The organism is Pseudomonas sp. PDM03 (genome assembly GCF_014852385.1).
GTDB lineage: Bacteria > Pseudomonadota > Gammaproteobacteria > Pseudomonadales > Pseudomonadaceae > Aquipseudomonas > Aquipseudomonas migulae.
In genome coordinates this window covers 174,699-201,219 of sequence record NZ_JACVBM010000009.1, presented here as the reverse complement: position 1 = coordinate 201,219, position 26,521 = coordinate 174,699, and the positions used below count along the sequence as shown (strand labels likewise).

Annotated in this window: 21 protein-coding genes; 12 read left to right on the top strand and 9 right to left on the bottom strand. The window is 60.2% G+C overall.

Translation table 11 applies throughout. The features are described from left to right. Nucleotides 1-96: 96 nt before the first annotated feature. On the top strand, nt 97-2,379 hold the full coding sequence (locus tag IB254_RS15580; protein ID WP_192417968.1) for a putative bifunctional diguanylate cyclase/phosphodiesterase: 2,283 nt from the start codon (nt 97-99) through the stop codon (nt 2,377-2,379). Here the strand turns inward: IB254_RS15580 and IB254_RS15575 are convergent. Then, a complete protein-coding gene (locus tag IB254_RS15575) occupies nt 2,270-3,166 on the bottom strand; it encodes an NAD(P)-dependent oxidoreductase (RefSeq protein ID WP_192417967.1) in 897 nt (298 codons plus the stop codon). The genes IB254_RS15580 and IB254_RS15575 overlap by 110 nt on opposite strands. 198 nt (nt 3,167-3,364) lie before the next feature. Between IB254_RS15575 and IB254_RS15570 the strand changes: the two genes are divergently transcribed. Then, the gene (locus IB254_RS15570; protein ID WP_008034213.1) at nt 3,365-5,566 is read left to right on the top strand and encodes a hypothetical protein; all 2,202 of its coding nucleotides are present in this window, start codon (nt 3,365-3,367) and stop codon (nt 5,564-5,566) included. A 1,199-nt stretch (nt 5,567-6,765) separates the two neighbouring features. Here the strand turns inward: IB254_RS15570 and IB254_RS15565 are convergent. After that, nucleotides 6,766-7,071: a DUF2288 domain-containing protein gene (locus tag IB254_RS15565; RefSeq protein ID WP_192417966.1), complete on the bottom strand. Its 306-nt coding sequence runs from the start codon at nt 7,069-7,071 to the stop codon at nt 6,766-6,768. A gap of 339 nt (nt 7,072-7,410) precedes the next feature. Here IB254_RS15565 and IB254_RS15560 point away from each other — a divergent pair, with 339 nt between their 5' ends. From IB254_RS15560 to IB254_RS15540, 5 genes are all read left to right on the top strand, one after another. Further along, a complete protein-coding gene (locus IB254_RS15560) occupies nt 7,411-8,538 on the top strand; it encodes a branched-chain amino acid ABC transporter substrate-binding protein (RefSeq protein WP_008034377.1) in 1,128 nt (375 codons plus the stop codon). Nucleotides 8,539-8,770: 232 nt separating this feature from the next. Beyond that, nucleotides 8,771-9,694: a high-affinity branched-chain amino acid ABC transporter permease LivH gene (gene livH / locus IB254_RS15555; RefSeq protein WP_008034378.1), complete on the top strand. Its 924-nt coding sequence runs from the start codon at nt 8,771-8,773 to the stop codon at nt 9,692-9,694. Beyond that, entirely contained in the window at nt 9,691-10,947 is a 1,257-nt protein-coding gene (locus tag IB254_RS15550; RefSeq protein WP_192417965.1) for a high-affinity branched-chain amino acid ABC transporter permease LivM, read from the top strand. The genes livH and IB254_RS15550 overlap by 4 nt, the downstream gene beginning before the upstream one ends. Then, complete coding sequence (livG, locus tag IB254_RS15545) at nt 10,944-11,711, top strand: high-affinity branched-chain amino acid ABC transporter ATP-binding protein LivG (protein ID WP_008034380.1); 768 nt, start codon at nt 10,944-10,946, stop codon at nt 11,709-11,711. Before IB254_RS15550 ends, livG begins: the two co-directional genes overlap by 4 nt. Continuing rightward, the gene (locus tag IB254_RS15540) at nt 11,712-12,413 is read left to right on the top strand and encodes an ABC transporter ATP-binding protein (protein ID WP_008034381.1); all 702 of its coding nucleotides are present in this window, start codon (nt 11,712-11,714) and stop codon (nt 12,411-12,413) included. A 186-nt stretch (nt 12,414-12,599) separates the two neighbouring features. Here the strand turns inward: IB254_RS15540 and IB254_RS15535 are convergent, their stop codons facing one another. Beyond that, on the bottom strand, nt 12,600-13,508 hold the full coding sequence (locus tag IB254_RS15535) for a LysR family transcriptional regulator (RefSeq protein WP_192417964.1): 909 nt from the start codon (nt 13,506-13,508) through the stop codon (nt 12,600-12,602). 105 nt (nt 13,509-13,613) lie between these two features. Here IB254_RS15535 and IB254_RS15530 point away from each other — a divergent pair, with 105 nt between their 5' ends. The 3 genes from IB254_RS15530 (at nt 13,614) to IB254_RS15520 (ending at nt 16,735) form a co-directional block, all read left to right on the top strand. Beyond that, a complete protein-coding gene (locus tag IB254_RS15530) occupies nt 13,614-14,213 on the top strand; it encodes a short chain dehydrogenase (protein WP_192417963.1) in 600 nt (199 codons plus the stop codon). 159 nt (nt 14,214-14,372) lie between these two features. After that, the gene (locus IB254_RS15525) at nt 14,373-15,026 is read left to right on the top strand and encodes a COG3650 family protein (RefSeq protein WP_192417962.1); all 654 of its coding nucleotides are present in this window, start codon (nt 14,373-14,375) and stop codon (nt 15,024-15,026) included. A 95-nt stretch (nt 15,027-15,121) separates the two neighbouring features. After that, a complete protein-coding gene (locus IB254_RS15520; protein WP_192228637.1) occupies nt 15,122-16,735 on the top strand; it encodes an NAD(P)/FAD-dependent oxidoreductase in 1,614 nt (537 codons plus the stop codon). A gap of 114 nt (nt 16,736-16,849) precedes the next feature. Here the strand turns inward: IB254_RS15520 and IB254_RS15515 are convergent, their stop codons facing one another. Next, a complete protein-coding gene (locus IB254_RS15515) occupies nt 16,850-17,947 on the bottom strand; it encodes a PLP-dependent cysteine synthase family protein (RefSeq protein WP_192417975.1) in 1,098 nt (365 codons plus the stop codon). Between the two features lie 235 nt (nt 17,948-18,182). Here IB254_RS15515 and nhaA point away from each other — a divergent pair, with 235 nt between their 5' ends. After that, entirely contained in the window at nt 18,183-19,364 is a 1,182-nt protein-coding gene (nhaA, locus tag IB254_RS15510) for a Na+/H+ antiporter NhaA (protein WP_192417961.1), read from the top strand. A 533-nt stretch (nt 19,365-19,897) separates the two neighbouring features. On the opposite strand, the gene IB254_RS15505 is transcribed toward nhaA, so the two are convergent. Next, nucleotides 19,898-20,362, bottom strand: coding sequence for a glycine zipper 2TM domain-containing protein (locus IB254_RS15505; protein ID WP_008040841.1), 465 nt, complete (start codon nt 20,360-20,362; stop codon nt 19,898-19,900). 168 nt (nt 20,363-20,530) lie between these two features. Here IB254_RS15505 and IB254_RS15500 point away from each other — a divergent pair, with 168 nt between their 5' ends. After that, on the top strand, nt 20,531-20,767 hold the full coding sequence (locus tag IB254_RS15500; RefSeq protein ID WP_008040840.1) for a hypothetical protein: 237 nt from the start codon (nt 20,531-20,533) through the stop codon (nt 20,765-20,767). A gap of 5 nt (nt 20,768-20,772) precedes the next feature. Here the strand turns inward: IB254_RS15500 and pdxH are convergent, their stop codons facing one another. The 4 genes from pdxH to IB254_RS15480 all read right to left on the bottom strand — a co-directional run bounded on the left by pdxH (nt 20,773) and on the right by IB254_RS15480 (nt 26,467). After that, a complete protein-coding gene (pdxH, locus tag IB254_RS15495; RefSeq protein WP_192417960.1) occupies nt 20,773-21,420 on the bottom strand; it encodes a pyridoxamine 5'-phosphate oxidase in 648 nt (215 codons plus the stop codon). 24 nt (nt 21,421-21,444) lie between these two features. Then, the gene (locus tag IB254_RS15490; RefSeq protein WP_192417959.1) at nt 21,445-22,467 is read right to left on the bottom strand and encodes an OmpA family protein; all 1,023 of its coding nucleotides are present in this window, start codon (nt 22,465-22,467) and stop codon (nt 21,445-21,447) included. Between the two features lie 114 nt (nt 22,468-22,581). Beyond that, nucleotides 22,582-23,727, bottom strand: a complete 1,146-nt coding sequence (locus IB254_RS15485; RefSeq protein WP_192417958.1) for a serine hydrolase domain-containing protein — start codon at nt 23,725-23,727, stop codon at nt 22,582-22,584. Nucleotides 23,728-23,956: 229 nt separating this feature from the next. Continuing rightward, entirely contained in the window at nt 23,957-26,467 is a 2,511-nt protein-coding gene (locus IB254_RS15480; RefSeq protein WP_192417957.1) for a beta-agarase, read from the bottom strand. Nucleotides 26,468-26,521 lie beyond the last annotated feature (54 nt).

Here is a 26,521-nt window from a genome sequence, read left to right as displayed (position 1 = left end):
AATGTGCCACTACGGCTTGCGCTCTTTGTATGACTTCTATACTCCAAAGCATTCGCCAGCGTGCATGGCGCGGGCCGGGACAAGACGGGGCATGCTATGGAGTGGCTTGGTTTGCATTTTTTTACCGAGCTGACCGCGAACGGGCAAGTTGTCCTCAATTGCACACATGATCCTTTTCTGGTGCTGCTGGCCTATCTGGTCGCCTGTGTGGGCGGCTTCGCCACGCTGGACATGGCCGAACGGGTCAGGCATTCGGAAAATCCGGCTTCACAACGGCTGTGGCGCTGGATCGGCGCCGGATGCCTGGCAGGCGGCATCTGGGCCATGCATTTCATCGGCATGCTGGCGTTTCAGGCGCCGGTCGAAATTCAATACGAACTGCCCGTCACCCTTGCCTCCCTGCTGATTGCCCTGTTCGCCTCGTGGCTGGCGATGCACACCCTCAGTCATCCTCACCTGAGCATCCGGCAGTACATCCAGGCGGCCATTTGCATTGGCCTGGGCATCGCGACCATGCATTACGTGGGCATGGCGGCGATGCGTTCGAATGCGATGACGTATTACCAACCGGTGCTGTTCATCCTTTCCATCGTCATCGCCATTGGCGCCAGCCTCGCGGCACTGTTGCTGTCGAGTCGATTGCGCGAAGGCTCTGGCCTGCTCCATCAATTGGTCAAATTCAGCGCCAGCCTGGTGCTCGGGGCGGGCATTATCAGCATGCATTTCACCGGCATGGCCGCCTTCAGCCTGGTGCTGCCGACCGGCAGCCCGCTGACGTTGCCCGGCGACAACAATCACCTGCAACTGGGGCTGACGGTGGCGGTCATCACGCTGCTGATCATCGGCAGCAGCATCAGCGCAGCACTGGCGGACAAGAAACTGCAACACAAGGAACACGACCTGCAACGGGTCAACACGCTGCTCGGCCAACTGGATCAGGCGCGCATGTCGCTGCAAGAAGTGGCGAACTATGACGCCCTGACCAACCTGATCAACCGCCGTGGCTTCAACCAGATCTTCGCCGAGAAGCTGCTCCAGAAAACCAATGAAGGCGGCATGCTCGCGGTGATGTTTCTGGACATCGACCACTTCAAGCGGATCAACGACAGCCTCGGCCATGACGCCGGCGACGAATTGCTCAAAGTCCTGGCCCAGCACATCAAGGGGTCGGTACGCAGTCACGACGATGTGGTGGCGCGTTTCGGTGGTGACGAGTTCTGCCTCCTCATCAGCCTGCGTGAACGCGAGGAAGCACGGGCCATGGCCCAGCGCATCATGCTGAAGATGAAGGAACCGATCGAGCTGTCCGGGCGGCGCATGGTCATGACCACCAGCATCGGTATCAGCCTGTTTCCGGAGGATGGCACCACCTGCGAGGAATTGCTGAAACACGCCGACCTGGCGCTGTACCAGTCCAAGGGCGGCGGTCGCAACGGCCTGAATTTCTTCAGCCCGAACCTGAAAACCCGAGCCACGCTGGAGCTGCAACTCGAAGAGGAACTGCGCCACGCCCTGCATGAAAACACCGGGCTGATCCTGCATTACCAACCGATTTTCGACTTGCAAACCGCACAGGTCAGCAAGCTGGAAGCGCTGGTCCGCTGGCAACATCCGGTTCACGGGCTGCTGACCCCGGACCGCTTCGTTGCCATCGCCGAGGCCAACGGGTTGATTGCCGAGCTGGACAATTGGGTTCTGCGCAAAGCCTGCGAGGACCTGAGCGAGTTGTCACGTCAGGGCTGCGAAGAACTGCACATCGCCGTCAACTGCTCGCCGCTGAACCTGGCGCGCGAAGACCTCGCCGATGAAATCGAACACGCGTTGCGGATTGCCGGAGTGGCGCCGCAGCGACTGGAACTGGAAGTGACCGAGAACGCGCTGATGGTCAACATCGCCAATTCGCTGGTGTTGTTGCGCCAGATTCGCGCCCTCGGCGTGTCGCTGTCGATCGACGAATTCGGCACCGGTTATTCCTCCCTCGCCTACCTCAAGCGCCTGCCGCTCAACTCGCTGAAGATCGATCGCTCGTTCATCCAGGACATTCCCAAGTCGACTCAGGACATGGAAATCGTTCAGGCGATTATCGTCATGGCTCACACCCTGCATTTGCAGGTGATCACCGAAGGCGTCGAAACCCTTGAGCAATACGAGTTTCTCCAGCGCAACGGCTGCGATTTCGTCCAGGGTTACCTGCTCAGTCGCCCGGTTCCGCTGGCGGAACTGCGTCCGGTGCTGAGTGAAATCAACCAGCGCAAACACGGGCACACGATCAGTCCGCTGAGTCCGGTTCGCGGTACAACTGCACCAGGGTCGACGGATCTTTTTCCAGGAATCCCTGGCTACCATGCAACCGCATCAATTGTGCGGCCAATCCGCTGACGGGCGTGGCCGAACCTTGCTCACGGGAAAATTTCACCGCGGTATCGAGGTCCTTGAGCAGCGTGCGCACGTGCCATTTGACCGGTTCAAAACGGCTTTCGGCCATTTGCGGGGCGAGGATCTGCAACGGTTTTGAATCGGCAAACCCACCGGCCAACGCTTCAGCAATCAGGCTGGCCTGCACACCGGAACGTTCGGCCAGCGCCACGACTTCGGCGATGACCAGAGCGTTACAGGCAACGATCATCTGATTGCAGGCCTTGGTCACCTGCCCCGCCCCGACCGCGCCCATATGAGTGACACGCTGGCCGAGGCTGAGCAGAACAGGCCTGACACGCTCAAGGTCCGCCGCTTCGCCGCCCACCATGATCGCCAGGCTCCCGGCCTCGGCGCCGATAACGCCCCCGGACACCGGAGCGTCCAGCCAGCGCATGCCGGTCTGGCTGGCCAACTGCGCCGACATTTCCCGCGTCGCGGTGGGTTCCAGGCTGGAAAAATCCACCAGCAACTGGCCGCTTTTCCCACCTTCGGCCACTCCGCCCGGGCCAAACACCACCTCGCGCACCACGGCCGTGTCGGCCAGGCACAACATCAGCACATCGGCGTGCCGACACAGCTCGGCAGGCGTGGCAACTTGTCGCGCGCCCGCCTCGACCAAGGGCGCACATTTGGCCGGATTACGGTTCCATACGGTCAGCGAAAACCCCGCAGCCAGCAGGCGCCGGCACATCGGCAGCCCCATCAGGCCGATACCGGCAAAACCCAACGAAGGTAGGGTTGACATCATTTGGCCTCCTTTTTCATTAAAGATCGCCAAATATTGGCCGATTCATCATGACTAAGGAAAGGATTCCCCCGAGTGATGTTCAGGCCCAGTCCCTGACGCTTGGGCCCAATACGCGCTGAAAAAAGACGCGAGAACCCATCCGTGATGGCTTGACGACACGTAGTCGTCCAGCCAACCAGCCCAGGTACATGGCGCACAATGACTTCTAAAAACAATCCGGCCACTGCGATATCCGATCTGACGCTGAGCCCCGCGGCGAACAGCCCCACGCCGTCGAAGCCATTGAGCCCCTCGCGCCCGTTGGCGACTCAGCAATACCTGTACTTCACCGAGACCAATACCGACCGCATCCTCGATAACCTCGACGGCCTGCGCGACATGGTGTTCCCGCGCCCGCCGCACCTGGAAGGCGATAACGAACAGCACAACGACCAGGAATTCCCGTCGGTGTGCCTGATCGGCCTCGGTCGCTGCGGCTCGAACATCGCGCTGGACGTCGCAGAGCTGGTGTACAACGCCCGCAAGTTCTACCTCAACGAATTCAACAACGAAGATCGCCTGTCGCCGGACAAGCGCTACGCGGAAAAGGGTTACAGCCCGGCCCAGTGGATCCGCAACAACCTGCGCCTGGGCCCGAACAAGGCCACCAAGCCGGTGTTCCTGGTCGAACCGCTGGTGATGCTCGGCGACCTCGACAAAGACATCGCCGGTCGCATCCGTTTCTCGCGCAAGGGCGAAAAAAGCGGCTTCCTGCGCGACTACAGCAAAATGAAGATCATGGACTTGTCGGAAGTCCACGCCGGTGGCGCCGGTAACGCGCCGATCCTCGGTCAGTACCTGGCCAAGATCATCCTGAACAAGGACACCCAGCGTTTCTCCAGTCCCGACTGGAAAATGATTCACTCGTACTTGATCGACAGCTGCGGCATCAAGGCCAACCAGTCGCGCCTGTACTTCTCGATCTTCAGCGCCGGCGGCGGTACCGGTTCGGGCATGGCTTCGGAATTCGGCCTCGCCCAGCAGCACTCGTACATGAACAAGACGTTCGACACCAAGCCGATGGACGAGCACGACGGCAAAAGCGGTCATTCCTTCGTCTTCGAACCGATCTTCACCAGCGGCATCTGCGTACTGCCGAACATTTCCGATCACCGCAGTGAAATGTCCGAGGCGCTGCACATCAACGCCGGTCGCCTGTTGTGCAAATACCTCTCGGAAGAATGGGACTTCTCCTACAACTTCGCCAACGAAGACAGCAGCGAAGCCAGCGTCATGGGCCGTATCCGCCCATGGAACGCGATGATGCTGATTTCCAACGACATCATGCGTTATGCCGAAGAAAGCGATGACGGCAACATCCAGAACATCGACGTCAACGCGATGGAAAAGCACGCCAACCAATACATCTCGCAGCAGATCTTCAACATTCTGACGGCGCAGGCGGTCACGACTGACTACGACCAGAACTATTTCCGTCGCGCCGGCATCGACATCGGCGAAACCATTCGCCTCGACGCCAACGACCTGTTCATGAGCCTGGCCGGCCCGGTGGCGATTGCCTACGCCGAATCGGTAGTGCCGGAAACGCCGCCGCCAAGCAGTGACAAGTTCAAGGTGTTCGAGAAAGAGCCGCAGCGCCTGAACATCGATGACCTGTTCTTCCGCTCCATCGACCTGCCGCACTTCAACAAAGTGACCCAGGCCATTGAAGGCATCAGCCTGCTGCCCATCGAGTCCAAGCGCTATCGCGCCTCGCTGGAGCAGTACAAGAATTCCGGTTACGACGCGGCCGCGTTGCACGACCTGCACTTCTTCAAGAACTGCTCGTCGGTGGTGTCGATTGTTTCGCTGCCGAAAGACTACAAGCTGTCGTACATGGACCTGAACCGGTTGAAGACTCACCTCAACAGCCTGTTCCCGAACACCACGCTCAAGCGTTATGCGCTGGTGATCGGCGCGTCGGCCAACTTGTCGCTGACCACCTTGATCGCCAAGAGCCCGTGCCTGTCGGACGACTTCCTGACGCTGATCGTGGCCTTCATCAAGCGCTGCTTCGCGAAAAACCCGTACCGCTTCGACGACACGCTGGATAACTCGATCCTCGACTTCATCATCAACGAAGACTTCAACGAAGAGCTGATCGATGACTTGCTGAACGAGTTCGAGAACCCGGCGAAGATCCTCGATACCAACTGGTATGCGATCAAACCGATGTACGAGAAGAAGTACCGTGAGCTGATCAACGACAAGGAAAAATTTGTCTCGATCAATGACATTCGCCTGTCGCGCGATTGCGTGAAGAAGGCGATCAAGTACCTGCGCGAGATCTACCGTCACCGGATTGGCAAGACCAAGGTTATTTCGCTTAATAACCATACGGGGAAGACGTTTACCGTCTGATCTGATGCCGCTCCTCAGGCTTTTAGATTCAAGCTTGGGGGGCATATCCGTTTTTTGGGTGATGGCTGATATTGGTTTCGCCCTTACGGCGAGTTACTTGGAAAAGCGCCAAGTAACCAAACGCTCTTGCCCCACCACTTGGCACCTCGCCTAGGCTCAGTGTGCCCTCACTCCGGCATTGCTCCGCGGGTCGCCGCGATGGGCCATCCCTGGCCCAGCGCGGCTAAACCGGCATCCTTGCCGGTTTCCCCGCTGCGCAATGCCTGCGTTCGGCCAGCGTGGTTAACGGGGCGCCTGCGATCAAAATCAAAATCAAAATCGAAGCGGCCTCTGGGCCGACCGAGGCGTCAAGCGGGCGCGCTGCGCTTGTTTGACCGTGCTGACGCCGATCCCATGTAGGAGCGAGCCTGCTCGCGAAAAACGCCCCGGCAACGCATTCATTCAGGCAGCCCGCGTCATCGTTAACGTCCATCGCCAGCAAGCTGGCTCCTACCATTTTGACCGTGTGAACCAATCCCTGTAGGAGCCGGCTTGCTGGCGATGGCGGTGGGTCAGTCGACACATTTATCGCCTGAACGAACGCTATCGCCAGCAAGCCGGCTCCTACAGGGGATTGGTGTACAAGTCCGGAATGAGTGTAGGAAACAAAGAAGGCCAACGCGGACCACCAAAGAACCAGGTCGGCTATCAGGCCGCCTCGCGTGCTGTTGATCTGGCTTTTGATCTTGATCTGCTTGCCCCATGGGGAGGCCGAGTGGAGGTTCTGCGCAGTGGGCAACCCGGCATGGATGCCGGGTTAGCCGCCCCCGGCCATGGATGGCCGATGGCGGCGGGCCCACGGAGCAGGACCGGAGCGAGGGTATGCCGAGCCTGGGCGAGGCACCGGACGAAAGGGGCAAGAGCCCTTGGTTACTTGGGGCTTTTCCAAGTGACTCGCCGTAAGGGCGAAACCAATAGCCGCCGTTACCGCAGCAATGGATATGTACACAAACCCACAACCCCCAGCCTGAACAGCCCCCAATTCCAACATCCAGAAACAATTAAGCAGCCCATCGGCTGCTCAATAAACTGTGCCCGTTACGTTTACGTCACCGTTATGCCAACTCCGCCTGTGGCCTTTCTCTACGGCAACATGCCATCACGCTACTCGGCTACACACTTTTCCCCGGCGAAGCGACGCACTCATTCGGTGCGCAACTTCACTTCGTCGCCCTTTCCTGGATCAGAATCCACGGCGAAACCACCACTGCCCACAACTCCGGATCGCGTTCGAAAAGATCCAGCGCCCGCGTTTCAGACAGCTTGGCGACCGTGTCGGCGGCCAGCCAGGCAGCCACTTTCTCGCCTTCATCCGTCGCTACAGCTTCGGCCACCGCGATCAAATCCAGACCGGGATCGACCCACAATAGGGCACCCTTGGCGAAGAACGGCTCCAGCTCTTTCCAGGAAATAGATGCGGTTTCACCAAGCAGCTTGGCATAGAGGGTGCTAGGTTCTTGAGTCATGGGTCCTGTCCGGAAAAGAAATCGACGTGGATGATAACGTTGGTGGTCTGGCAGAAAAACCCGGATGCAATTGAGTCACCGATTGAAAACTGCAGGAAAGCCAAGGATTGCTGATATTTCAGCTGAAACCCCCGCCGCAATTCTGTCTTTTTCTTTCAAAAAAGCGACACCCCCTGATTTTGCCCCCCGGCGCTGCCTTCCCAGGCTGACAATCGGCGCTCTACACTGTACCGGTACAGTTGCCGGGGGCATTTTCCGGAGGATATCGAAGATATCTGACCCGGTTCTGCTGCTACGGCGCCAGGACTATAAAAACTACAACAGTAAGAGTGGAGCACTATGACTAAGGCTACTAAGCAGATTTCCAAACTGTTTGCCGCTATGGTTCTGGCCGGGGTTGCCAGCCATTCGTTCGCAGCTGACACCATCAAGATCGGCATCGCCGGCCCTAAAACCGGCCCTGTAGCCCAATACGGCGACATGCAGTTCAGTGGCGCCAAAATGGCCATCGAACAGATCAACGCCAAGGGCGGCGTAGACGGCAAGAAACTCGAAGCCGTTGAATACGATGACGCCTGTGATCCAAAACAAGCTGTGGCTGTTGCGAACAAGGTCGTCAACGACGGCGTCAAGTTCGTAGTCGGTCACCTGTGCTCCAGCTCCACTCAACCGGCTTCGGACATCTACGAAGACGAAGGCGTGATCATGATCACCCCGGCTGCCACCAGCCCGGACATCACCGCTCGTGGTTACAAAATGGTGTTCCGCACCATCGGTCTGGACAGCGCCCAGGGCCCTGCCGCCGGTAACTACATCGCCGATCACGTAAAACCGAAAATCGTTGCTGTCCTGCACGACAAACAGCAATACGGTGAAGGCATCGCCACCGCCGTGAAGAAAACCCTGGAAGGCAAAGGCGTCAAGGTTGCCGTGTTCGAAGGCATCAACGCCGGCGACAAAGACTTCTCTTCGATGGTCTCCAAGCTCAAGCAAGCCAACGTCGACTTCGTCTACTACGGCGGCTACCACCCGGAGCTGGGCCTGATCCTGCGTCAATCCCAGGAAAAAGGCCTGAAAGCCAAGTTCATGGGTCCGGAAGGCGTGGGTAACGACTCCATTTCGCAGATCGCCAAGGAAGCTTCCGAAGGCCTGCTGGTAACCCTGCCGAAATCCTTCGACCAGGATCCAGCCAACGTTGCTCTGGCTGACGCGTTCAAAGCGAAGAAAGAAGACCCGAGCGGTCCGTTCGTGTTCCCGGCCTACTCGGCTGTGGAAGTGATCGCCGAAGGTATCAAGGCTGCCAAGTCCGAAGACTCCGCCAAAGTGGCTGAAGCCATCCACAAAGGCACCTTCAAGACTCCTACCGGCGACCTGAGCTTCGACGACAAGGGCGACCTGAAAGACTTCAAATTTGTGGTTTACGAGTGGCACTTCGGCAAACCAAAAACTGAAGCCAAGCCTCAGTAAGGCGTTGCCTGACTGACTGCCAATAAAGCCCACGGCGTGCCGTGGGCTTTGTTTTACGAACGTATTGGGCCGCGCTGGCGTGATCCGCCAGTCTCCCCACCTGAAAATCTCAAAACCGTCATCAGCGGTTCGCTGGCAAACCTCGCGTTCGAAGTGGATGCAGATCCACGGGGCTCGAGCGGGAAAATGACTCCACCAGTGAAATGCGTATCAGGTTTTTAGGAGCGCTGTAATGCCTGACATCTATCACTTCTTCCAACAGCTGGTTAATGGTCTGACCATTGGCAGCACGTATGCCCTGATCGCCATCGGCTATACGATGGTTTACGGCATCATTGGAATGATCAACTTCGCTCACGGCGAGGTGTACATGATCGGTTCCTACGTGGCGTTCATCGCCATTGCGGGCCTGTCCATGATGGGACTCGACAGTGTTCCGCTGTTGATGACCGCCGCTTTCCTCGCGACCATCGTCGTGACCAGTGCCTACGGTTACAGCATCGAACGGATCGCCTACCGCCCCTTGCGCGGCAGCAACCGTCTGATCCCGCTGATTTCCGCCATCGGCATGTCGATTTTCCTGCAGAACACGGTTCTGCTGGCGCAAGACTCCAAGGACAAATCCATCCCCAACCTGATCCCCGGCAACTTCGCCATCGGGCCAGGTGGCGCACATGAAGTGCTGATTTCCTACATGCAAATCGTGGTGTTCGTGGTGACCCTGATCGCCATGCTCGGCCTGACGCTGTTCATCTCCCGCTCTCGCCTGGGTCGCGCCTGCCGCGCCTGTGCCGAAGACATCAAGATGGCCAACCTGCTGGGTATCAACACCAACAACATCATCGCCCTGACCTTCGTCATCGGTGCCGCACTGGCGGCCATCGCGGCCGTGCTGCTGAGCATGCAATATGGCGTGATCAACCCGAACGCCGGTTTCCTGGTCGGCCTCAAGGCCTTCACCGCAGCGGTACTGGGCGGTATCGGTAGCATCCCCGGCGCCATGCTCGGCGGGATCGTGCTTGGGGTGGCGGAAGCCTTCGGTGCCGATATCTTCGGCGACCAGTACAAGGACGTCGTGGCGTTCGGCCTATTGGTTCTGGTGTTGTTGTTCCGGCCTACCGGCCTGTTGGGCCGTCCGGAGGTTGAAAAAGTATGACTAGGAATCTTAAACAGGCGTTGTTCAGCGCCTTGCTGGTGTGGGCCGTTGCCTACCCGGTACTCGGTCTGAAGCTGACCATTGTCGGCATCAACCTCGAAGTCCATGGCACCAGCACTGCAACGCTGATCACCATCGCCGTGTGCTCGGTACTGATGTTCCTGCGGGTGCTGTTCGACCAGCAGATCAGCTCGGCCTGGAAATCCTCGCCGAACATGCCGGTGATGCCGGCCAAGGCCAGTAATTTCCTGACCCTGCCGACCACCCAACGCTGGATCATCATCGCGCTGATCGTCGGCGCGCTGGTCTGGCCGTTCTTCGGTTCTCGCGGTGCGGTGGATATCGCCACGCTGGTACTGATCTACGTGATGCTCGGCCTGGGCCTGAACATCGTGGTCGGCCTGGCTGGCCTGCTCGACCTCGGTTACGTCGGTTTCTATGCCGTCGGCGCCTACAGCTACGCGCTGCTGTCGCACTACTACGGCTTGAGCTTCTGGATCTGCCTGCCGATCGCCGGCCTGATGGCGGCCACTTTCGGCTTCCTGCTCGGTTTCCCGGTCCTGCGTCTGCGCGGTGACTACCTGGCGATCGTGACCCTGGGCTTCGGCGAAATCATCCGTCTGTTCCTGCGTAACCTGACCGACATCACCGGTGGCCCGAACGGCATCAGCAACATCGAGAAACCGACGTTCTTCGGCCTGACTTTCGAACGTAAGGCGGCTGAAGGCCTGCAGACGTTCCACGAGTACTTCGGCCTGGAATACAACTCGATCAACAAGGTGATCTTTCTTTACCTGGTCGCGCTGTTCCTCGCGCTGTTTGCGCTGTTCGTCATCAACCGCTTGCTGCGCATGCCCCTGGGCCGCGCATGGGAAGCGTTGCGTGAAGACGAAATCGCCTGCCGTGCACTGGGCCTGAACCCGACGATCATCAAACTCTCGGCTTTCACCCTCGGCGCATGCTTCGCCGGTTTCGCCGGCAGCTTCTTCGCCGCGCGTCAGGGCCTGGTGACACCGGAGTCCTTCACCTTCATCGAGTCGGCGACCATCCTCGCCATCGTGGTGCTGGGTGGCATGGGCTCACAACTGGGCGTCGTACTCGCCGCCACGGTGATGATCCTGTTGCCGGAAATGATGCGTGAGTTCAGTGAATACCGCATGTTGATGTTCGGCGCCTTGATGGTGCTGATGATGATCTGGCGTCCTCAAGGTCTGCTGCCCATGCAACGTCCTCACATGGAGCTGCGCAAATGAGCCGCGAGATCCTTAAAGTCGAAAACCTGAGCATGCGCTTCGGCGGCTTGCTGGCCGTCAATGGCGTAGCCCTGAGCGTTAAAGAGAAACAGGTCGTGGCACTGATCGGCCCCAACGGCGCCGGCAAGACCACCGTGTTCAACTGCCTGACCGGTTTCTACAAGCCGAGCGGCGGCAGCATCATGCTGGACGGCGAGCCGATCGAAGGCCTGCCCGGCCACAAGATTGCCCTCAAAGGCGTGGTGCGCACCTTCCAGAACGTGCGGCTGTTCAAGGACATGACAGCGGTCGAGAACCTCTTGATCGCCCAGCACCGTCACCTGAACACCAACTTCCTGGCGGGCCTGTTCAAGACCCCGGGCTTCCGCAAAAGCGAACGCGAAGCCATGGAGTTCGCCGAGTACTGGCTGGACAAGGTCAACCTCAAGGCATTCGCCAACCGTCCGGCCGGCACCCTGGCCTACGGTCAGCAACGTCGCCTGGAAATCGCTCGTTGCATGATGACCCGCCCGCGGATCCTCATGCTCGACGAACCGGCTGCCGGCCTGAACCCGAAGGAAACCGAGGATCTCAAGGCGCTGATCAGCATGCTGCGTGAAGAGCACAACGTCACCGTGCTGCTGATCGAACACGACATGAAACTGGTCATGAGCATTTCCGACCACATCGTCGTGATCAACCAGGGCACGCCTCTGGCCGACGGCACGCCGGAACAGATCCGCGACAATCCTGAAGTGATCAAAGCCTACCTGGGGGAAGCGTAAATGCTGCAATTCGAAAACGTTTCCACCTTCTACGGCAAGATCCAGGCGCTGCACAGCGTCAACGTCGAAGTCCGTCAGGGCGAGATCGTGACCCTGATCGGTGCCAACGGCGCCGGCAAGTCGACCCTGCTGATGACCCTCTGCGGTTCACCGCAAGCCCACAGCGGCAGCATCCGCTACATGGGCGAAGAGCTCGTCGGCCAGAGTTCGTCGCAGATCATGCGCAAGAGCATCGCCGTCGTGCCGGAAGGTCGTCGGGTGTTTGCTCGCCTGACCGTGGAAGAAAACCTCTCCATGGGTGGCTTCTTCACTGAAAAGGGCGATTACCAGGAACAGATGGACAAGGTCCTCGGACTTTTCCCACGCCTGAAAGAGCGTTTCAATCAGCGCGGCGGCACCATGTCCGGCGGCGAACAGCAAATGCTCGCCATCGGCCGTGCGCTGATGAGCAAGCCCAAGCTGCTGCTGCTCGACGAGCCTTCGCTGGGTCTGGCGCCGATCATCATCCAGCAGATCTTCGACATCATCGAACAGCTGCGCAAGGATGGCGTGACGGTGTTCCTGGTCGAGCAGAACGCAAACCAGGCGCTGAAAATCGCTGACCGCGCATACGTTCTGGAGAACGGCCGCGTGGTGATGCAAGGCACCGGTGAAGCACTGCTGACCGACCCGAAAGTGCGCGAAGCGTACCTCGGTGGTTAAGCGTTTGCGGTAAACAAAAAAACGGCCTTCGGGCCGTTTTTTTTGTGCCGAGCACAATCCCGAGAACAATGAATAACCCTTGTAGGAGCCGGCTTGCTGGCGATAGCGGTATTACATTCAACAGAGATGCTGACTGATACACCGCTATCGCCAGCAAGCCGGCTCCTACAGGGTTTTGCATGATCATTAGAGCCTGTCCAACGCCTCCCCACTGCGCTTGAACCAGCCAATCAAGTAATCCGCCAGCACCTGCGTGCGCTTGGGCAACCCACCCTGATACGGGTGCACCAAATACATCGGCATGCGACGCGTCTGATAATCGCGCAGGAGCCAACGCAAACGGCCGTCAGCCAATTCCGCCTGCAACAGGTAGGACGGCAGTCGCGCAATGCCGGCGCCCGCCAGAGCGGCTTTTTTGAGCAAGCTGTAATGATTGCTGGCGAACGGCCCCGACACACGCACCCGCAATAATTCGTGCTGCTGGTGATACAGCCATTCTTCGCGGCCGCTGTAGTGGCTGTTGAGCAAACATTGGTGCTCAGCCAGGGACTGCGGGGTCAGCGGTTCGCCGTGTTGGTCAAGGTAAGCCGGGCTGGCGCAGGTCAGTTCATGCCAGGCTAACAGCGGTCGCGCCACCAGACGTTCGTCATTGCCGACGTCGGAGCGAACCGCCAGATCAAAACCGTCGCGGGACAAGTCACGGTAATTGTTGCTGAGGTCGAGCTCGATCTGCACCTGCGGGTATTTGTGGGAAAACTCCAGCAGCAAGCCATCGAAGAAGGTTTCTCCCAACGATACCGGAACCGTCATACGCACCGGCCCTGCCATATCGTCCTTCAACCGCGCCAATGCCTGACGCGCCCGTTCCACTTGCACCACCAGCGCCTGGGCTTGCGGCAACAGCGCCGCCCCCGCCGCCGTCAGGCTCAAGCGGCGGGTGGTGCGTTGCAGCAGCACCACGGAAAACCGCGTCTCCAACAGGCTGATGCGCTTGGACAACTGGCCTTTGCTGCAACCCAGTTGCTGCGCCGCCAAGGTGAAACTGCCCGCTTCAATCAGCACTGCAAACGCCGCCAGATCATCCATCTCGCTCATGGATTGTTTCCATTAGAAAACCAAAGGTTGCCTATTAGCGCGCTTATCCACAGAAAAAACCACTCTAGACTGAAGCCACTTTCAACACACATGAGGATCAACAACATGAAAATTCTTTTGATTGGCGCAGGCGGCACCATCGGTTCGGCGATCGACAAGGAGTTGTCCGAGCGTCACGAGGTCATCCGCATCGGTCGTAACAGCGGCGACTTCCAAGTGGATATCAGCGACAGCGCCTCGATTCGCAAACTGTTCGAACAGACCGGCAAGTTCGACGCACTGGTTTGCGCGGCGGGCAACGTGACCTTCGCACCGCTGGACGAAATGACCGCCGACAGCTTCACCCTCGGCCTGAACGACAAGCTGATGGGCCAGGTCAACCTGCTGCTGATCGGTCGCGAATTCGCCAATGACGGCGCATCGTTCACCTTCACCACCGGCGTGCTCAGCCACGACCCGATCCGCAGCGGTGCTTCGGCCGCATTGGTCAACGGTGCCATCGACAGCTTCGTGCGTGCCGCCGCGATCGAACTGCCGCGCGGCCTGCGGGTGAACTCGGTGAGCCCGAATGTCCTGGTTGAAGCCATGGGCAAATACGCGCCGTACTTCCGCGGCTTCAAACCGGTTCCGGCTGTCGATGTGGCACTGGCCTACGCCAAAAGCGTAGAAGGCCTGCAAACCGGCCAGACCTTTCACGTCGGCTAAACAACACAATCCGTAGGAGCACGGCTTGCCGGCGAAAGCGTCCGTAAGATCGCCTTCGCCAGCAAGCTGTGCTCCTACAGGTGGACCAACACACCTCGGCGGGGTTGTGATGAACGGTCAGGCTGCGTAACGTGGCGGCTCTTGTCTGGAGAGCCAAAGATGCGTGTTGCCCGTTCCTTAGTCCTTGTTGCCGTGCTTCCACTGTTTGCGGCCTGTCAGTTGTTCGATGGCCCGCGTGAAAGTGCCTCCCACGTGGGCCAGACCCGAATGCAGGGTCAGTTGACGGCGGCCGACGGCAAGCTGTTGTTCCAGCCGTGCAATGAGCAGCGCAGTTTCGTGGTCAACGACACCGGTGGCACCAGCGTCCTGCAAGAGGCCGCAGGCCTCGCCGATACGAAGGGCAAGCTGTTCGCTGACGTTCGCGGGCGGATCGTCGACAGCCGCCTCGATCTGGAGCAGCTGTACCGCGTCGAGCGCTCGGGCACCGCCTGCAGCGATCCGAATTTCAAACCGTTGATCCTGCGCGCCGCCGGCCACGGGCCCGAGTGGAACGTCAAGGTCAGTGGCAAAGGCATGGTCGTCGACCGTGCGGGCCAACCGCCCCTGGCCGTCCCTTATGTTGAAGAGCAACTGGGCGATGGCCGCTTCAACCTCAGCACCGAAGCCAATAACCAGCACATCGAACTGTGGGTCGCGCCGCAACGTTGCGTCGACAGCAGCACCGGCAGTGTTCAACACATGAGCGCCGAACTGCGCATTGATGGTCAGGTTCAGCGTGGTTGCGGGTATTTCGGCGGATCGCGCGACGACTGATCGTTTAAGCCTCACGGGACTCGGCTTTTGAGGCTTATAATCGCCGCCTTCAAACGCCTTGGCGCAGTTGTGCGCCCCGCGAACCGGATCCCGTCATGTTACGAATCACTGAACTCAAGCTGCCGATCGACCATCCCGAAGAAGACCTGCGCCCTGCCATCGTGCAGCGCCTGGGCATCGCCAGTGATGACCTGCTCGATTTCACCTTGTTCAAGCGCAGCTACGATGCGCGCAAAAAATCCTCCGAACTGTGCTTCATCTACACCATCGACCTCACTGCGAAGGATGAGGCGGCGCTGCTGCACAAGTTCGCCGATGACCGTAACGTCAACGTGGCGCCGGATGTCAGCTACAAAGTGGTCGGCCAGGCGCCGGCCGATCTGCAGCAACGCCCGGTTGTCGTAGGTTTTGGGCCGTGCGGGATTTTCGCCGGGCTGCTGCTCGCGCAAATGGGCTTCAAGCCGATCATCCTCGAACGCGGCACCGAAGTGCGCCAGCGCACCAAGGACACCTGGGGGCTGTGGCGTAAAAGCGTGCTCAACCCCGAGTCCAACGTGCAATTTGGTGAAGGCGGCGCGGGGACTTTCTCCGACGGCAAGCTCTACAGCCAGATCAAGGACCCGAAATTCATCGGGCGCAAAGTCCTGCATGAGTTCGTCAAAGCCGGTGCGCCGGAAGAAATCCTCTACGTCAGCAAACCGCACATCGGTACGTTCCGTCTGACGGGCGTTGTGGAAAACATGCGTGAGCAGATCCGTGCACTGGGCGGCGAAGTACGCTTCCAGCAGCGCGTCACCGACGTGTTGATCGAGGACGGTCAATTGGTTGGCGTCGAGCTCAACGGCGGCGAACAGATCCATTCGAAGCACGTGATTCTGGCCCTCGGCCACAGCGCCCGCGACACCTTCCGTATGCTCCACGGTCGTGGCGTGTTCATGGAAGCCAAGCCGTTTTCGGTGGGTTTCCGTATCGAACACCCGCAGTCGCTGATCGACCGCGCGCGCCTGGGCAAGTACGCCGGCCACCCGAAACTGGGTGCCGCCGATTACAAACTGGTGCACCACGCCAAGAACGGTCGCTCGGTCTACAGCTTCTGCATGTGCCCGGGCGGCACGGTGGTCGCGGCGACCTCCGAGCCGAATCGCGTCGTGACCAACGGCATGAGCCAGTACTCGCGTAACGAGCGCAACGCCAACTCCGGGATCGTCGTCGGGATCACCCCGGAAGTCGATTATCCGGGCGGCCCGCTGGCCGGTATCGAGTTGCAGGAACGCCTGGAATCCCACGCCTTTGTGCTGGGTGGCAGCAACTACGAAGCGCCGGCACAGTTGGTGGGCGATTTCATCGCGGGCAAACCGTCCACCGAGCTGGGCAGCGTTGAACCGTCCTACAAGCCCGGTGTTGCGCTGGGTGATTTGGCGTTGGCCTTGCCGGCATTCGCCATCGAAGCCATTCGCGAAGCCTTGCCGGCGTTCGAGAAGCAGATTCGCGGCTACTCGCTGCATGACGCGGTGTTGACCGGGATCGAGACGCGCACGTCGTCACCGTTGCGGATCACCCGTAACGAGTCGATGCAGAGCCTGAACGTCAAGGGCTTGTTCCCGGCGGGTGAAGGCGCGGGTTATGCGGGCGGGATTCTGTCGGCGGGTGTCGACGGGATTCGCATCGCCGAAGCCGTGGCCCGCGACATCCTCGGCCTCGAAGCCTGACACAAATCCCTGTAGGAGCCGGCTTGCTGGCGATGAATACACCACGGTCTGTCAGGAAGACCGCGTTATCGTTCATCGCCAGCAAGCCGGCTCCTACAAGGGTCGTGTTGGGGGTTAGATGTTGGCGCGCAGCACGGTCGCTGGAAGCGGCTCGCCGCGCTCGACACTCGCGGCCACCGCCGCCATCAACCCGCTCAACTCATACCCCTGCGCCTTGAGCCAGGCCTGATCGTAATAACTGGTTTCATAGCGCTCGCCGCCATCGCACAGAATCGCCACGATCGACCCCGTTTCCCCCGCCGCCACCATCTGTTGCGCCGCCATCAACGCACCAATCAGATTGGTCCCGCTCGACCCGCCCACCCGACGACCCAAACGCTGCGCCAGGTAATGCATGGCCGCCAGTGACAGATCGTCCGGCACCTTGACCATCGCATCGATCACCTTTGGCAGAAACGACGCCTCGACCCGTGGCCGACCGATACCTTCGATCCGCGAACCGTGATCCAGGCGAAGACTGGCATCGCCAGTCAGGTAGTAATCAAAAAACACCGAGCGCTCGGCATCGGCGCACAGCACGCGAGTGCAATGCTGGCGATAACGCACGTATCGCCCGAGGGTCGCCGTGGTGCCGCCGGTGCCGGGGCTGGAAATCAGCCAGCTCGGCTCCGGGTGCTGTTCGAAACGCATCTGATGGAAAATCGATTCGGCGATGTTGTTGTTCGCCCGCCAGTCGGTGGCACGTTCGGCGTAGGTGAACTGATCGATAAAGTGCCCGTCGTGCTCGCGCGCCAGGCGCTCGGATTCGGCATAGATCTGCGTCGGGTCGTCCACCAGATGGCTCTTGCCACCGTAAAACTCGATCTGCGCGATCTTCTCTTTGGAGGTGGTGGCCGGCATCACGGCAATAAACGGCAGGCCGAGCAAACGGGCGAAGTACGCCTCGGAAATCGCCGTCGAACCGCTGGACGCTTCGATGACTGGCGCGCCGGGTTTAAGCCAGCCGTTACACAGCGCGTAGAGGAACAACGAACGCGCCAGGCGATGTTTCAGGCTGCCGGTGGGATGGCTCGACTCATCCTTGAAATACAACTCGATGCCCGGCAACCCCGGCAGCGGCAAGGGGATCAGGTGGGTGTCGGCGCTGCGCTGGAAGTCCGCTTCGATGATCCGGATGGCTTCCCGGGCCCACTGTCGGTTGTCGATCATGATGGTTTTCTCGTTGAGTCGGCCTTGGCACAAGGCTCAGCCCACAAGCTTAGGAAAAATCCGACATCGCGCACAGGTACAGCTGAGGTTCAATACGTCCGGCAACTGCTAGGCTCAGGTCCGTGTCGCCTTTCGCGCTGTAACGGCATATAACAAAAAAGAATATAACTTTTGTTTTAACAACTAACGGTACGGGTTAGGGTGTGCCACCTTTTTGATTATTCGATGGAGAGCGACCTTGCCTCTACGTAGCACTTTCACGCGTTTCTTTCAGTTGGAAGCTGCCAGCGGTCTGTTGTTGATCGCCGCAGCAGCCCTGGCTTTGATCATCAACAACTCCCCGTTGTCGTGGCTCTACAGCAGCTTTCTGGACACCCCGGTGGTGGCTCAGGTCGGCGCGCTGCAAATCGCCAAACCGGCACTGCTGTGGATCAACGACGGCCTGATGGCCCTGTTCTTCCTGCTGATCGGCCTGGAAGTAAAGCGCGAAGTCCTCGACGGTCAGCTGTCGAAGCCTTCACAGGTGGTCCTGCCCGGCGCTGCGGCGATTGGCGGCATGGTCGTGCCGGCGTTGGTCTACTGGTTCTTCAACCGTGACAACCCCGCTGCGCTCGGTGGTTGGGCCATTCCGATGGCCACCGACATCGCCTTCGCCCTCGGCGTCCTCGCCCTGCTGGGCAAGCGTGTGCCGGTGTCGCTGAAACTGTTCCTGATGACCCTGGCGATCATCGACGACCTCGGTGCGATCATCGTCATTGCGATCTTCTATTCCGGCGCGCTGTCGACCCTGTCCCTGGCGTTGGCCGCGGCCTGCATCGTCGCGCTGATCGCGATGAACCGGCTCGGCGTGGTCAAGCTCGGGCCGTACATGATCATCGGTTTGATCCTGTGGGTATGCGTACTCAAAAGCGGTGTCCACGCCACGCTGGCCGGCGTAACCCTGGCCTTCTGCATCCCGTTGCGCACCAAAAACGCCGAGCCGTCGCCGCTGCTGACGCTGGAACACGCCCTGCACCCGTGGGTCGCCTACGGCATCCTGCCGCTGTTCGCCTTCGCCAACGCCGGCCTGTCCCTGAGCGGCGTGACCGTCGAAAGCTTCACCCATCACGTGCCGATGGGCATCGCAATCGGCCTGCTGCTGGGCAAGACGCTTGGCGTGTTCGGCCTGACCTGGCTCGCGGTAAAAACCGGCATCGCCGCCCTGCCCCAAGGCGCCAATTGGGGCCAGGTGCTGGGGGTTGCGATCCTCTGCGGGATTGGTTTCACCATGAGCTTGTTTGTCGGTTCCCTGGCGTTTGTGCCGGGCGCTAGTGAATACGCCGGGATGGACCGGATGGGGATTTTGACCGGGTCGATATTGGCAGCGTTGATTGGATATGCGGTGACGGCGGCGGCGAGTCGCAAGCAAGGCGTGCGCTAATCCTGAATGGTCGTGGTGGCATCGCTCGCACATTAACCCTGTAGGAACCGGCTTGCTGGCGATGGCGGTGGGTCAATCAACCTGTTTATTGACTGGACGGACGCCATCGCCGGCAAGCCGGCTCCTACAGGAAATCGCCGTACGCTTTTGATTTTCACCACTCATCAGGCCGAGCGTTAGCTCGCCTTCCGCTTTTGATCTGAGCGCCCCCTCGAGAGGCCGAGCGCAGGTTCTGCGCAGTGGGCAACCCGGCATGGATGCCGGGTTAGCCGCGCACGGCCAAGGATGGCCGATCGCGGCGGGCCCACGGAGCAGGACCGGAGCGAGGGCATGCCGAGCCTTAGCGAGGCACCGAACGAAAGGGGCAAAAGCGCTTGGTTACTTGGCGCTTCTCCAAGTGACTCGCCGTAAGGGCGAAACCAATAGCAGCCGTTACCGCAGAAACGGATAAGCCCCCCAATCCAAAACCCCGCCCCCAAAAAAACCCCAACCAGCTCACGCTGATCGGGGTTTTCTTTTACCCGCGTTCCCGCTTAGTGCGTAACGCGGCTCGTACCATCTACAGTAGCAATCCGCACCCGCTCACCCACACGGAACACTTCATTCTCCTGAACCTGCTGCACATAGGCACGCATGCTGCCGTCGTCTTCACGAACAGTAATTTCAACACCCTGGGTGCGGGTCAGGCCTTCTTCAGTGGCCGAGCCGATCAGCCCGCCAGCCACGGCGCCGATGACTGCAGCGACAATGCTGCCTTTACCACCGCCGATGCTGCTGCCGCCAACACCACCGACCGCCGCGCCGGCGAGGCCGCCGATCGGGGTCTTGGTGCCTTCGATTTTCACCGGACGCAGGGATTCGATGGTGCCCATGCGAACGGTCTGCACACGACGCGCTTCGTCACGGGAATAGGAGTCACCGGTCAGGCTAGATTGGCAGCCAGTGAGCAACATCGCCATCGTGGAAAAGGAAGCAACAAGCAGAACAGACTTACGCATGGCATCAACTCCAAAGGACAGGTAACCATTAAACTCCGCAGCTTGACGTGTGTCACGACGTCGCCCCGATAACATTGGTTTGATTCAGGTCCGGTACAGGGACCTCCACGAACTCATCAAACAGTAGCGGCAAATGACGAGATCTGCGCCGCTGCCCCAAGGATTTTCATGGATTACTTCATCATTGTCGTCACCACTGTCGCCGGTCTGTACTTCCATGGGTGGTTGTACGTACGGATCAAACGCTGGATGGACCGTGATATGGCGCTAGCCCTGGCGGGGAGCGATGAGCAGAAAAGAGCCTACATGCTCCAGCAACTGGCGAACGCTCAAGCGCAAAAGATCAAGCGTCGGGACCTGCCTCAGTGGCTGGAGGCCGCTGCGGCAGGTTATCCCGGTCGGTAGACTGCTCAGGGCGCCAGACGTTCAAGAATCCATTCGGCGCCTTGCAAACGATAGTTGAGGCGATCGTGCAGGCGGCTCGAACGGCCCTGCCAGAATTCGATGCGCTCGGGCAGCAGACGATAACCGCCCCAGTGCTCAGGGCAATGAGGCTGCGTATCGCTGAAACGTTGCTCGGTGTTCTTGAGCAACGCTTCCAGCTCGGCGCGATCGGCGATCACGCGGCTTTGCGGTGAAGCCCAGGCGCCAAGGCGACTGCCCAGCGGCCGGACCTGAAAGTAGGCATCGGACTCCTCAGGCGTGACCTTCACCACCCTACCTTCCACACGAACCTGACGCTCGAGGGCTGGCCAGAAAAACGTCATGGCCGCGAACGGGTTCGCGGCCAGATGCTGGCCCTTGGCGCTGTCGTAGTTGGTGAAGAATGTGAAGCCCTGCGCGTCCAGGCCCTTGAGCAGCAAAATGCGGCAATGCGGCCGACCGTCCTGGTCGACGGTGGCCAGGGTCATGGCGTTGGCTTCCACCGGCGGCTGCTCGGTTTTCACCGCGTCGGCAAACCACTGATGGAACAGCGCGAACGGCTCAGCCGGGGCTTGTGCCTCGGTCAGGCCGTCTCGGGTGTAGTCGCGACGCATATCAGCCAGGCCCTGGGTCATGGCGCATTCCTTTTGGTTAACGAATCACTTTTTCACAGGATCGGCGACAACGACTTTTTTGTCAGCTGCGGCGGCTTTCTTGGCCGGCGCTTTTTTCGTGGCAGGTACAGCGGCTTTCTTCGCGGCTGGTGCCGGGGTGACCGGCTTGGCCACAGGCTTGACGTCCTGGGCAGCGACCAGTTTCACCGGCGCCGGGGCTGGCATGTTGTACTTGCTCAGCAGCGCGACCATGGTGTTTTGCGGGGTCACCAGCAGTTCGACGCGACGGTTCAAGGCACGGCCGTCAACGCTGTCGTTGGCCGCACGCGGGGCTTCGCCACCCATGCCGCGCAGCATCAGGCGATCACGCTGAAGACCGCTGAGGCGGAAAATCGCCGCCACGGCTTGTGCGCGTTCCTGGCTCAGTTTCACGTTGGCCGGTGCGGCGCCCGAGGTGTCGCTGTGGCCGAGTACCAGCACGGCGGTCTTGGGATCGGCTTCAAGGATTTTCGCCACGCGAGTGAACGGGCCGAGAGTCACCGGCAGCAACATGGCCGGACGGTCTGGGTTGAACGAACCTTCTACTGGCGCGGTGACCACCAGCACGTTTTCGCGGCGCTCGAGTTGCAGGTTGCTGTCCTTGATCGCGGTGCGCAGGCGCGGTTCGTAATCGTCGAGCCAGGCCTGAGTGACTTTAGGGTCAGGCATCGGCACGACTTTGGCCGTGCTCTGCTCTTTGCCGCCGAACGGCCACCACCATTTGCCACCGGCGTCGGCTTCAGCCTTGGCCACTTCGACCGGCTTGGCTTCAGGTTTGACCTCTGGTTTCTTGTCCTGAGCCTCATCGGAACCGAAAGGCCAGTACCAATGGCTGGAGCTTTCAGCCTTGGCAACCGGGGCCGCAGCCACAGGTTTCACAGGGGCCGGTGCAGGCTCTTTCTTCGCGACTTTGTCAGAGGAACCGAACGGCCACCAGCTGCTGCCATCCGAATCATTTTTTGGTGTCTGCGCACAACCGGTAACAGCGACACACAGGGCCAAAGCGAGGGTGGTTTTATTGAGTGACATTGGAAATCCACAAAAAAGAAGTCATAAAAAATCAGGCCGGCATGACCCGGATAAACAGACGGTTGGAAACCATAAAGGCCTTCGGGTTCCGGCCCTGGAACCCTTCAGCGCGTTTTACAGACAAGTGGCCAGTACCCGCGCGAGCTTTTGCGCGCGCGGATCCATCAAGACGTAAGGCCCCAGTGTATTTGTCACAAAACCGAAGGCGACATCGTGTTCAGGGTCAGCAAAACCGATGGAGCCGCCAGCGCCCGGGTGGCCGAACGCACGTGGGCCGAGGCCGTAGGTGGCGTTCGGGACATCCGGTTGATCGAGCATGCAACCCAGACCGAAACGGGTCCGGGTCAGTAAAGTCTTGTCTTCGCCGAGGCTGTGTTCGCGGGTCAGCTCATCGAGCATCTCGCTTTCCAGCAGGCTGCCGTCGAGCAGCCCGGCATAGAACCCGGCCAGGCTGCGGGCATTGCCGTGGCCGTTGGCCGCCGGTTGTTGCATGCGCCGCCATTCCGGTTTGTTGGTGCTGGTCAGGACCGACGGCGGGTTAGTAAAGGCCCGCGTGGTCATGGCCGTCGGTTCGCGCATCGTCACTTGCAGCAGGCGCTGGGCCGCGGCATCGCCGACGTTGCCCTTGCCACGGGCGATGTGCGCCACGCGATGGAATTCTTCATCCGCCAGACCGACGTGAAAATCCAGGCCCAACGGTTTGGCCACGCGGGCCACAATCGACTCGCCCGGCCCACGGCCGTCGGCACGGCGCAGCAACTCGCCGACCAGCCAGCCATAGGTGATCGCGGCATAACCGTGAGCGGTGCCCGGCGTCCACCAAGGCGATTCGGCGGCCAGCGCATCGACCATGGTTTGCCAGTCGTAAAGCGCTTCCGGGGCCAGCAACTCGCGCAACGCCGGCAGACCAGCCTGGTGGCAGAGCAGTTGACGCAAGGTGATGGATTCCTTGCCGGCGGCAGCGAATTCGGGCCAATAGCGGGCAACCGGGGCATCCAGTTGCAGCTTGCCTTCGGCGACCAGTTGCAGGGCGGTAACTGCGGTGAAGGTCTTGGTGCAGGAGAACAGGTTGGCGATGGTGTCGCTGTGCCAGGCCTCATGGCCATCCTTGTCGGCGGTGCCGGACCAGAGGTCGAGAACGGTTTCGCCGCCAACCTGGATGCACAACGCTGCGCCACGCTCCTGAGGATCGTCGAACAACGCCGCGAACGCTTCGCGAACCGCTTCGAACTTAAGCTCGTAATGACCCTGAATCTGCACCCGCTACTCCCTCGGACAAACGTTCTACAAAGTGGCCGGCATTGTTCCAGCCATTGATGGTTTTGGGAACAGGGTTGGGCCGGGCGGTCGGATTGCCGATCTATTGGATCTGGAATTCATGGTGTTTTTGAGGACGCCTTCGCGGGCAAGCCTCGCTCCTACAGGAGCACCACCGAACCTGTAGGAGCGAGGCTTGCCCGCGAAGAACGATAACGCGGTAGATCAGGCCTTAATGACCATTCCCCGAATGCCCACCCGCCTGCCCGGCGCCCTTCCCCGGGCCCTTGCCGGCTTCAGCTTTTCGCCCGCCTTCGGCATCGTGGCTGGCTTTATCCGCTTCAGCCTTGGCCTTCTCGGCTTCTTTGCCCAACTGATCAACGGCGGCCAGGTTGCTCTTGCGCACGCTGTCGACGAAGCCCTGAAACGGCAGATCGGTAATGCCGACCAAACCAAAGTGCCCGTTTTCACCGTCCAGCAGACGACCGGTCACCGGTTGATCGAGATACTGGAACCAGTGCACGCCGACAATCGACGGCTCGCTCAGTGCCTGTTTCAGGAAGTTGGCGTAAGCCGGACCGCGATCCTCTTCCTTCGCCAGTTGCGTCACGCCGCCCCAGAACGGGCCGCGATCGGCCGAGCCGAAGTTGAATTCGGTGATCAGTACCGGTTTGTCCAGGCTGCGCAATTTGGCGAAGTCGTAACCGTCTTGCGGTTGCAGGGTGTACATGTTGAAGCTCAGCACATCGCAATACTGCGCACAGGATTCCACGGCTTCCGGGGTGCTGATGGCGAAACGGCCGCCCAGCAGCAGCTGATTCGGTGCGTGCCACTTGAGCGAGTCGGAAATGGTTTTGAAGTACGTGTCAGCGAAGACCTTCTGGAAGTATTTGAAGTCGGCTTCGATTTCCGGGTACTCGGCGCTCGGCAGCGGCGGCACGAAACCCGGGTCTTCCATCAATTCCCAGGCCGGCAAGTCGATACCCCAGGCTTTGGACAGGCCGGCCTGGTTGCGGTACTTGTCGCGCAATTGCTTGAGGAATGCGCGCTTGGCCGGTACGTCGGTGGTCATTTTCAAGGTGCCGTAGGCCAGCGCGTAGCGGGCTTTCGGATCGTCACCGGGACCGGCCCAAGCCAGTTCGTTGTCGGCGAAGTAACCGATCAGCCAAGGGTCGTCGCGATGATCGCGGGCGGCGATGGCCACGGCGCGTTCGGTGGCCATGGCGAATCGCGGGTCGAACGGGTCGGGCATGCCGCCCCACCAGTCAGTACCGGTGCTGATGCTGGCGTAATCGCCGACGATCGACAGCGGCAAGGTGTAGGGCACGCGGTCCGCGTTGCCCAACTCCGGGGCGCTCCAGTTGCCGATGGTGTTGAAGCCCCAGGCTTGCAGGCGATCCAGGGTGTGACTGGCCCAGCGTTGTTCATCAATCACTGCGGTGCAAGGTTCGGCGGGTTTCTGCTCGACCGCTTTCGCGACAGTCGCTTCCTCTGCACCGGCCTTGGCGGCTTCGGCAACACCGGCATCGGCCGTGGAAGGAACGACGGGTTGTTCAGCGGTCTTCTCGACCGTCGCTTCAACCGCGTCGGCCTTGGCCGCTTCGGCGACACCGGCCTTGGTGTCGCTGCCCGGTGTGCAAGGGGCGCCATACAGACGCTGCAGGTTCGCGCCATAGAAATCGTACCAGCGCCCGGCGTTGTAGCCACGGCCCTGATCGACGCCATTGCCACCCCGGTTGTCGCCTTCGCCAAAGTGACTGGCCAGCGGTTCTTCGGGTTTAGGCAGCGATTCGAACATCCACTCGCGACCGGCGATGTAGGTCTGGTTGACGTCCGGGGTCACGGTGTTGACCCCGAGCGAATAAAACGGATGGCCTTCCGGGGTCACCAGATACCAGCGACCGTCACGTTTCTCGCTGCGGAAAAACCCGCTGGCCTTGAACGTCGGGCCTTTTATCCAGCCACCGAACTTGTCCAGCGACGACTTCTCGCGCTCGGCCAGCCAGGTTTTGGTTTGTTGCTGTTCCTTGGCGGCGGCGCTTTTCAGTTGCTCGTCGCTGCTGACCTTCTCCGGCCATTTGCTACGGGTCGATTGACCAAAAGCGTCCACCAGACCGCCATAAACGGCTTGGGTGACGGCCTCGCCTTCCTGCACGCCAAAGCGTTCCAGCAGGATACTTTGCGCGACTTTCGGCTGATCCATCGACAACGTCACCGACACCACCTGGCTGCGATCCAGCTCACCGGCGCTGCTGGCCAACAGGATGCGTTGACCGTCGACAGTCATCGGCATCGGCGGACCGGCCTTCATGCCCAGGCTCAGCGGCGAGCTCGGCTGCAACGGCACCAGCAGCGTCTGCGCAGGGCCGGCCGGCAGATCGACGCGGCTGATCAGCGTCTTGCCGTCGTTGCTCTGGATTTTCACGTAAAGGGTCACGGCCCAGTCCATTGCGCTTTGAATACGCAGGCTCATCACGCCGGACTGCGACCAGTCCCAGGCCCCGGTTTGCGGGGTCAGGCGCAGGGTTGGCTGGGCCACCGGGTTGAACGTCACCCGGCGCAGCACTTCGCCTTCGGCCGTTTGCTCTGCATTGGATTGCGGCAGGCTGGCGTCCTGAGTCGCCACCTGGACCACGTCGGCGGGGCGCACAAAGTTGAACAGCGTCTGCTGGCCTGCGGGAGCGGCGAGCAAAGGCGTGGTGAACAACAAGGCAAAAACAGCAGGCAACGAACGGCGAATCATGAGAACGAAAATCTCCCTAACGACCAACAATGGCCAGTGGAAAAGCGATGGCAG

Coding starts and splice junctions, on each gene's coding strand:
- IB254_RS15580 (WP_192417968.1), top strand. CDS start 97: ATGGAGTGGCTTGGTTTGCATTTTTTTACCGAGCTGACCGCGAACGGG.
- IB254_RS15575 (WP_192417967.1), bottom strand. CDS start 3,166: ATGATGTCAACCCTACCTTCGTTGGGTTTTGCCGGTATCGGCCTGATG.
- IB254_RS15570 (WP_008034213.1), top strand. CDS start 3,365: ATGACTTCTAAAAACAATCCGGCCACTGCGATATCCGATCTGACGCTG.
- IB254_RS15565 (WP_192417966.1), bottom strand. CDS start 7,071: ATGACTCAAGAACCTAGCACCCTCTATGCCAAGCTGCTTGGTGAAACC.
- IB254_RS15560 (WP_008034377.1), top strand. CDS start 7,411: ATGACTAAGGCTACTAAGCAGATTTCCAAACTGTTTGCCGCTATGGTT.
- livH (WP_008034378.1), top strand. CDS start 8,771: ATGCCTGACATCTATCACTTCTTCCAACAGCTGGTTAATGGTCTGACC.
- IB254_RS15550 (WP_192417965.1), top strand. CDS start 9,691: ATGACTAGGAATCTTAAACAGGCGTTGTTCAGCGCCTTGCTGGTGTGG.
- livG (WP_008034380.1), top strand. CDS start 10,944: ATGAGCCGCGAGATCCTTAAAGTCGAAAACCTGAGCATGCGCTTCGGC.
- IB254_RS15540 (WP_008034381.1), top strand. CDS start 11,712: ATGCTGCAATTCGAAAACGTTTCCACCTTCTACGGCAAGATCCAGGCG.
- IB254_RS15535 (WP_192417964.1), bottom strand. CDS start 13,508: ATGAGCGAGATGGATGATCTGGCGGCGTTTGCAGTGCTGATTGAAGCG.
- IB254_RS15530 (WP_192417963.1), top strand. CDS start 13,614: ATGAAAATTCTTTTGATTGGCGCAGGCGGCACCATCGGTTCGGCGATC.
- IB254_RS15525 (WP_192417962.1), top strand. CDS start 14,373: ATGCGTGTTGCCCGTTCCTTAGTCCTTGTTGCCGTGCTTCCACTGTTT.
- IB254_RS15520 (WP_192228637.1), top strand. CDS start 15,122: ATGTTACGAATCACTGAACTCAAGCTGCCGATCGACCATCCCGAAGAA.
- IB254_RS15505 (WP_008040841.1), bottom strand. CDS start 20,362: ATGCGTAAGTCTGTTCTGCTTGTTGCTTCCTTTTCCACGATGGCGATG.
- IB254_RS15500 (WP_008040840.1), top strand. CDS start 20,531: ATGGATTACTTCATCATTGTCGTCACCACTGTCGCCGGTCTGTACTTC.
- pdxH (WP_192417960.1), bottom strand. CDS start 21,420: ATGACCCAGGGCCTGGCTGATATGCGTCGCGACTACACCCGAGACGGC.
- IB254_RS15490 (WP_192417959.1), bottom strand. CDS start 22,467: ATGTCACTCAATAAAACCACCCTCGCTTTGGCCCTGTGTGTCGCTGTT.
- IB254_RS15480 (WP_192417957.1), bottom strand. CDS start 26,467: ATGATTCGCCGTTCGTTGCCTGCTGTTTTTGCCTTGTTGTTCACCACG.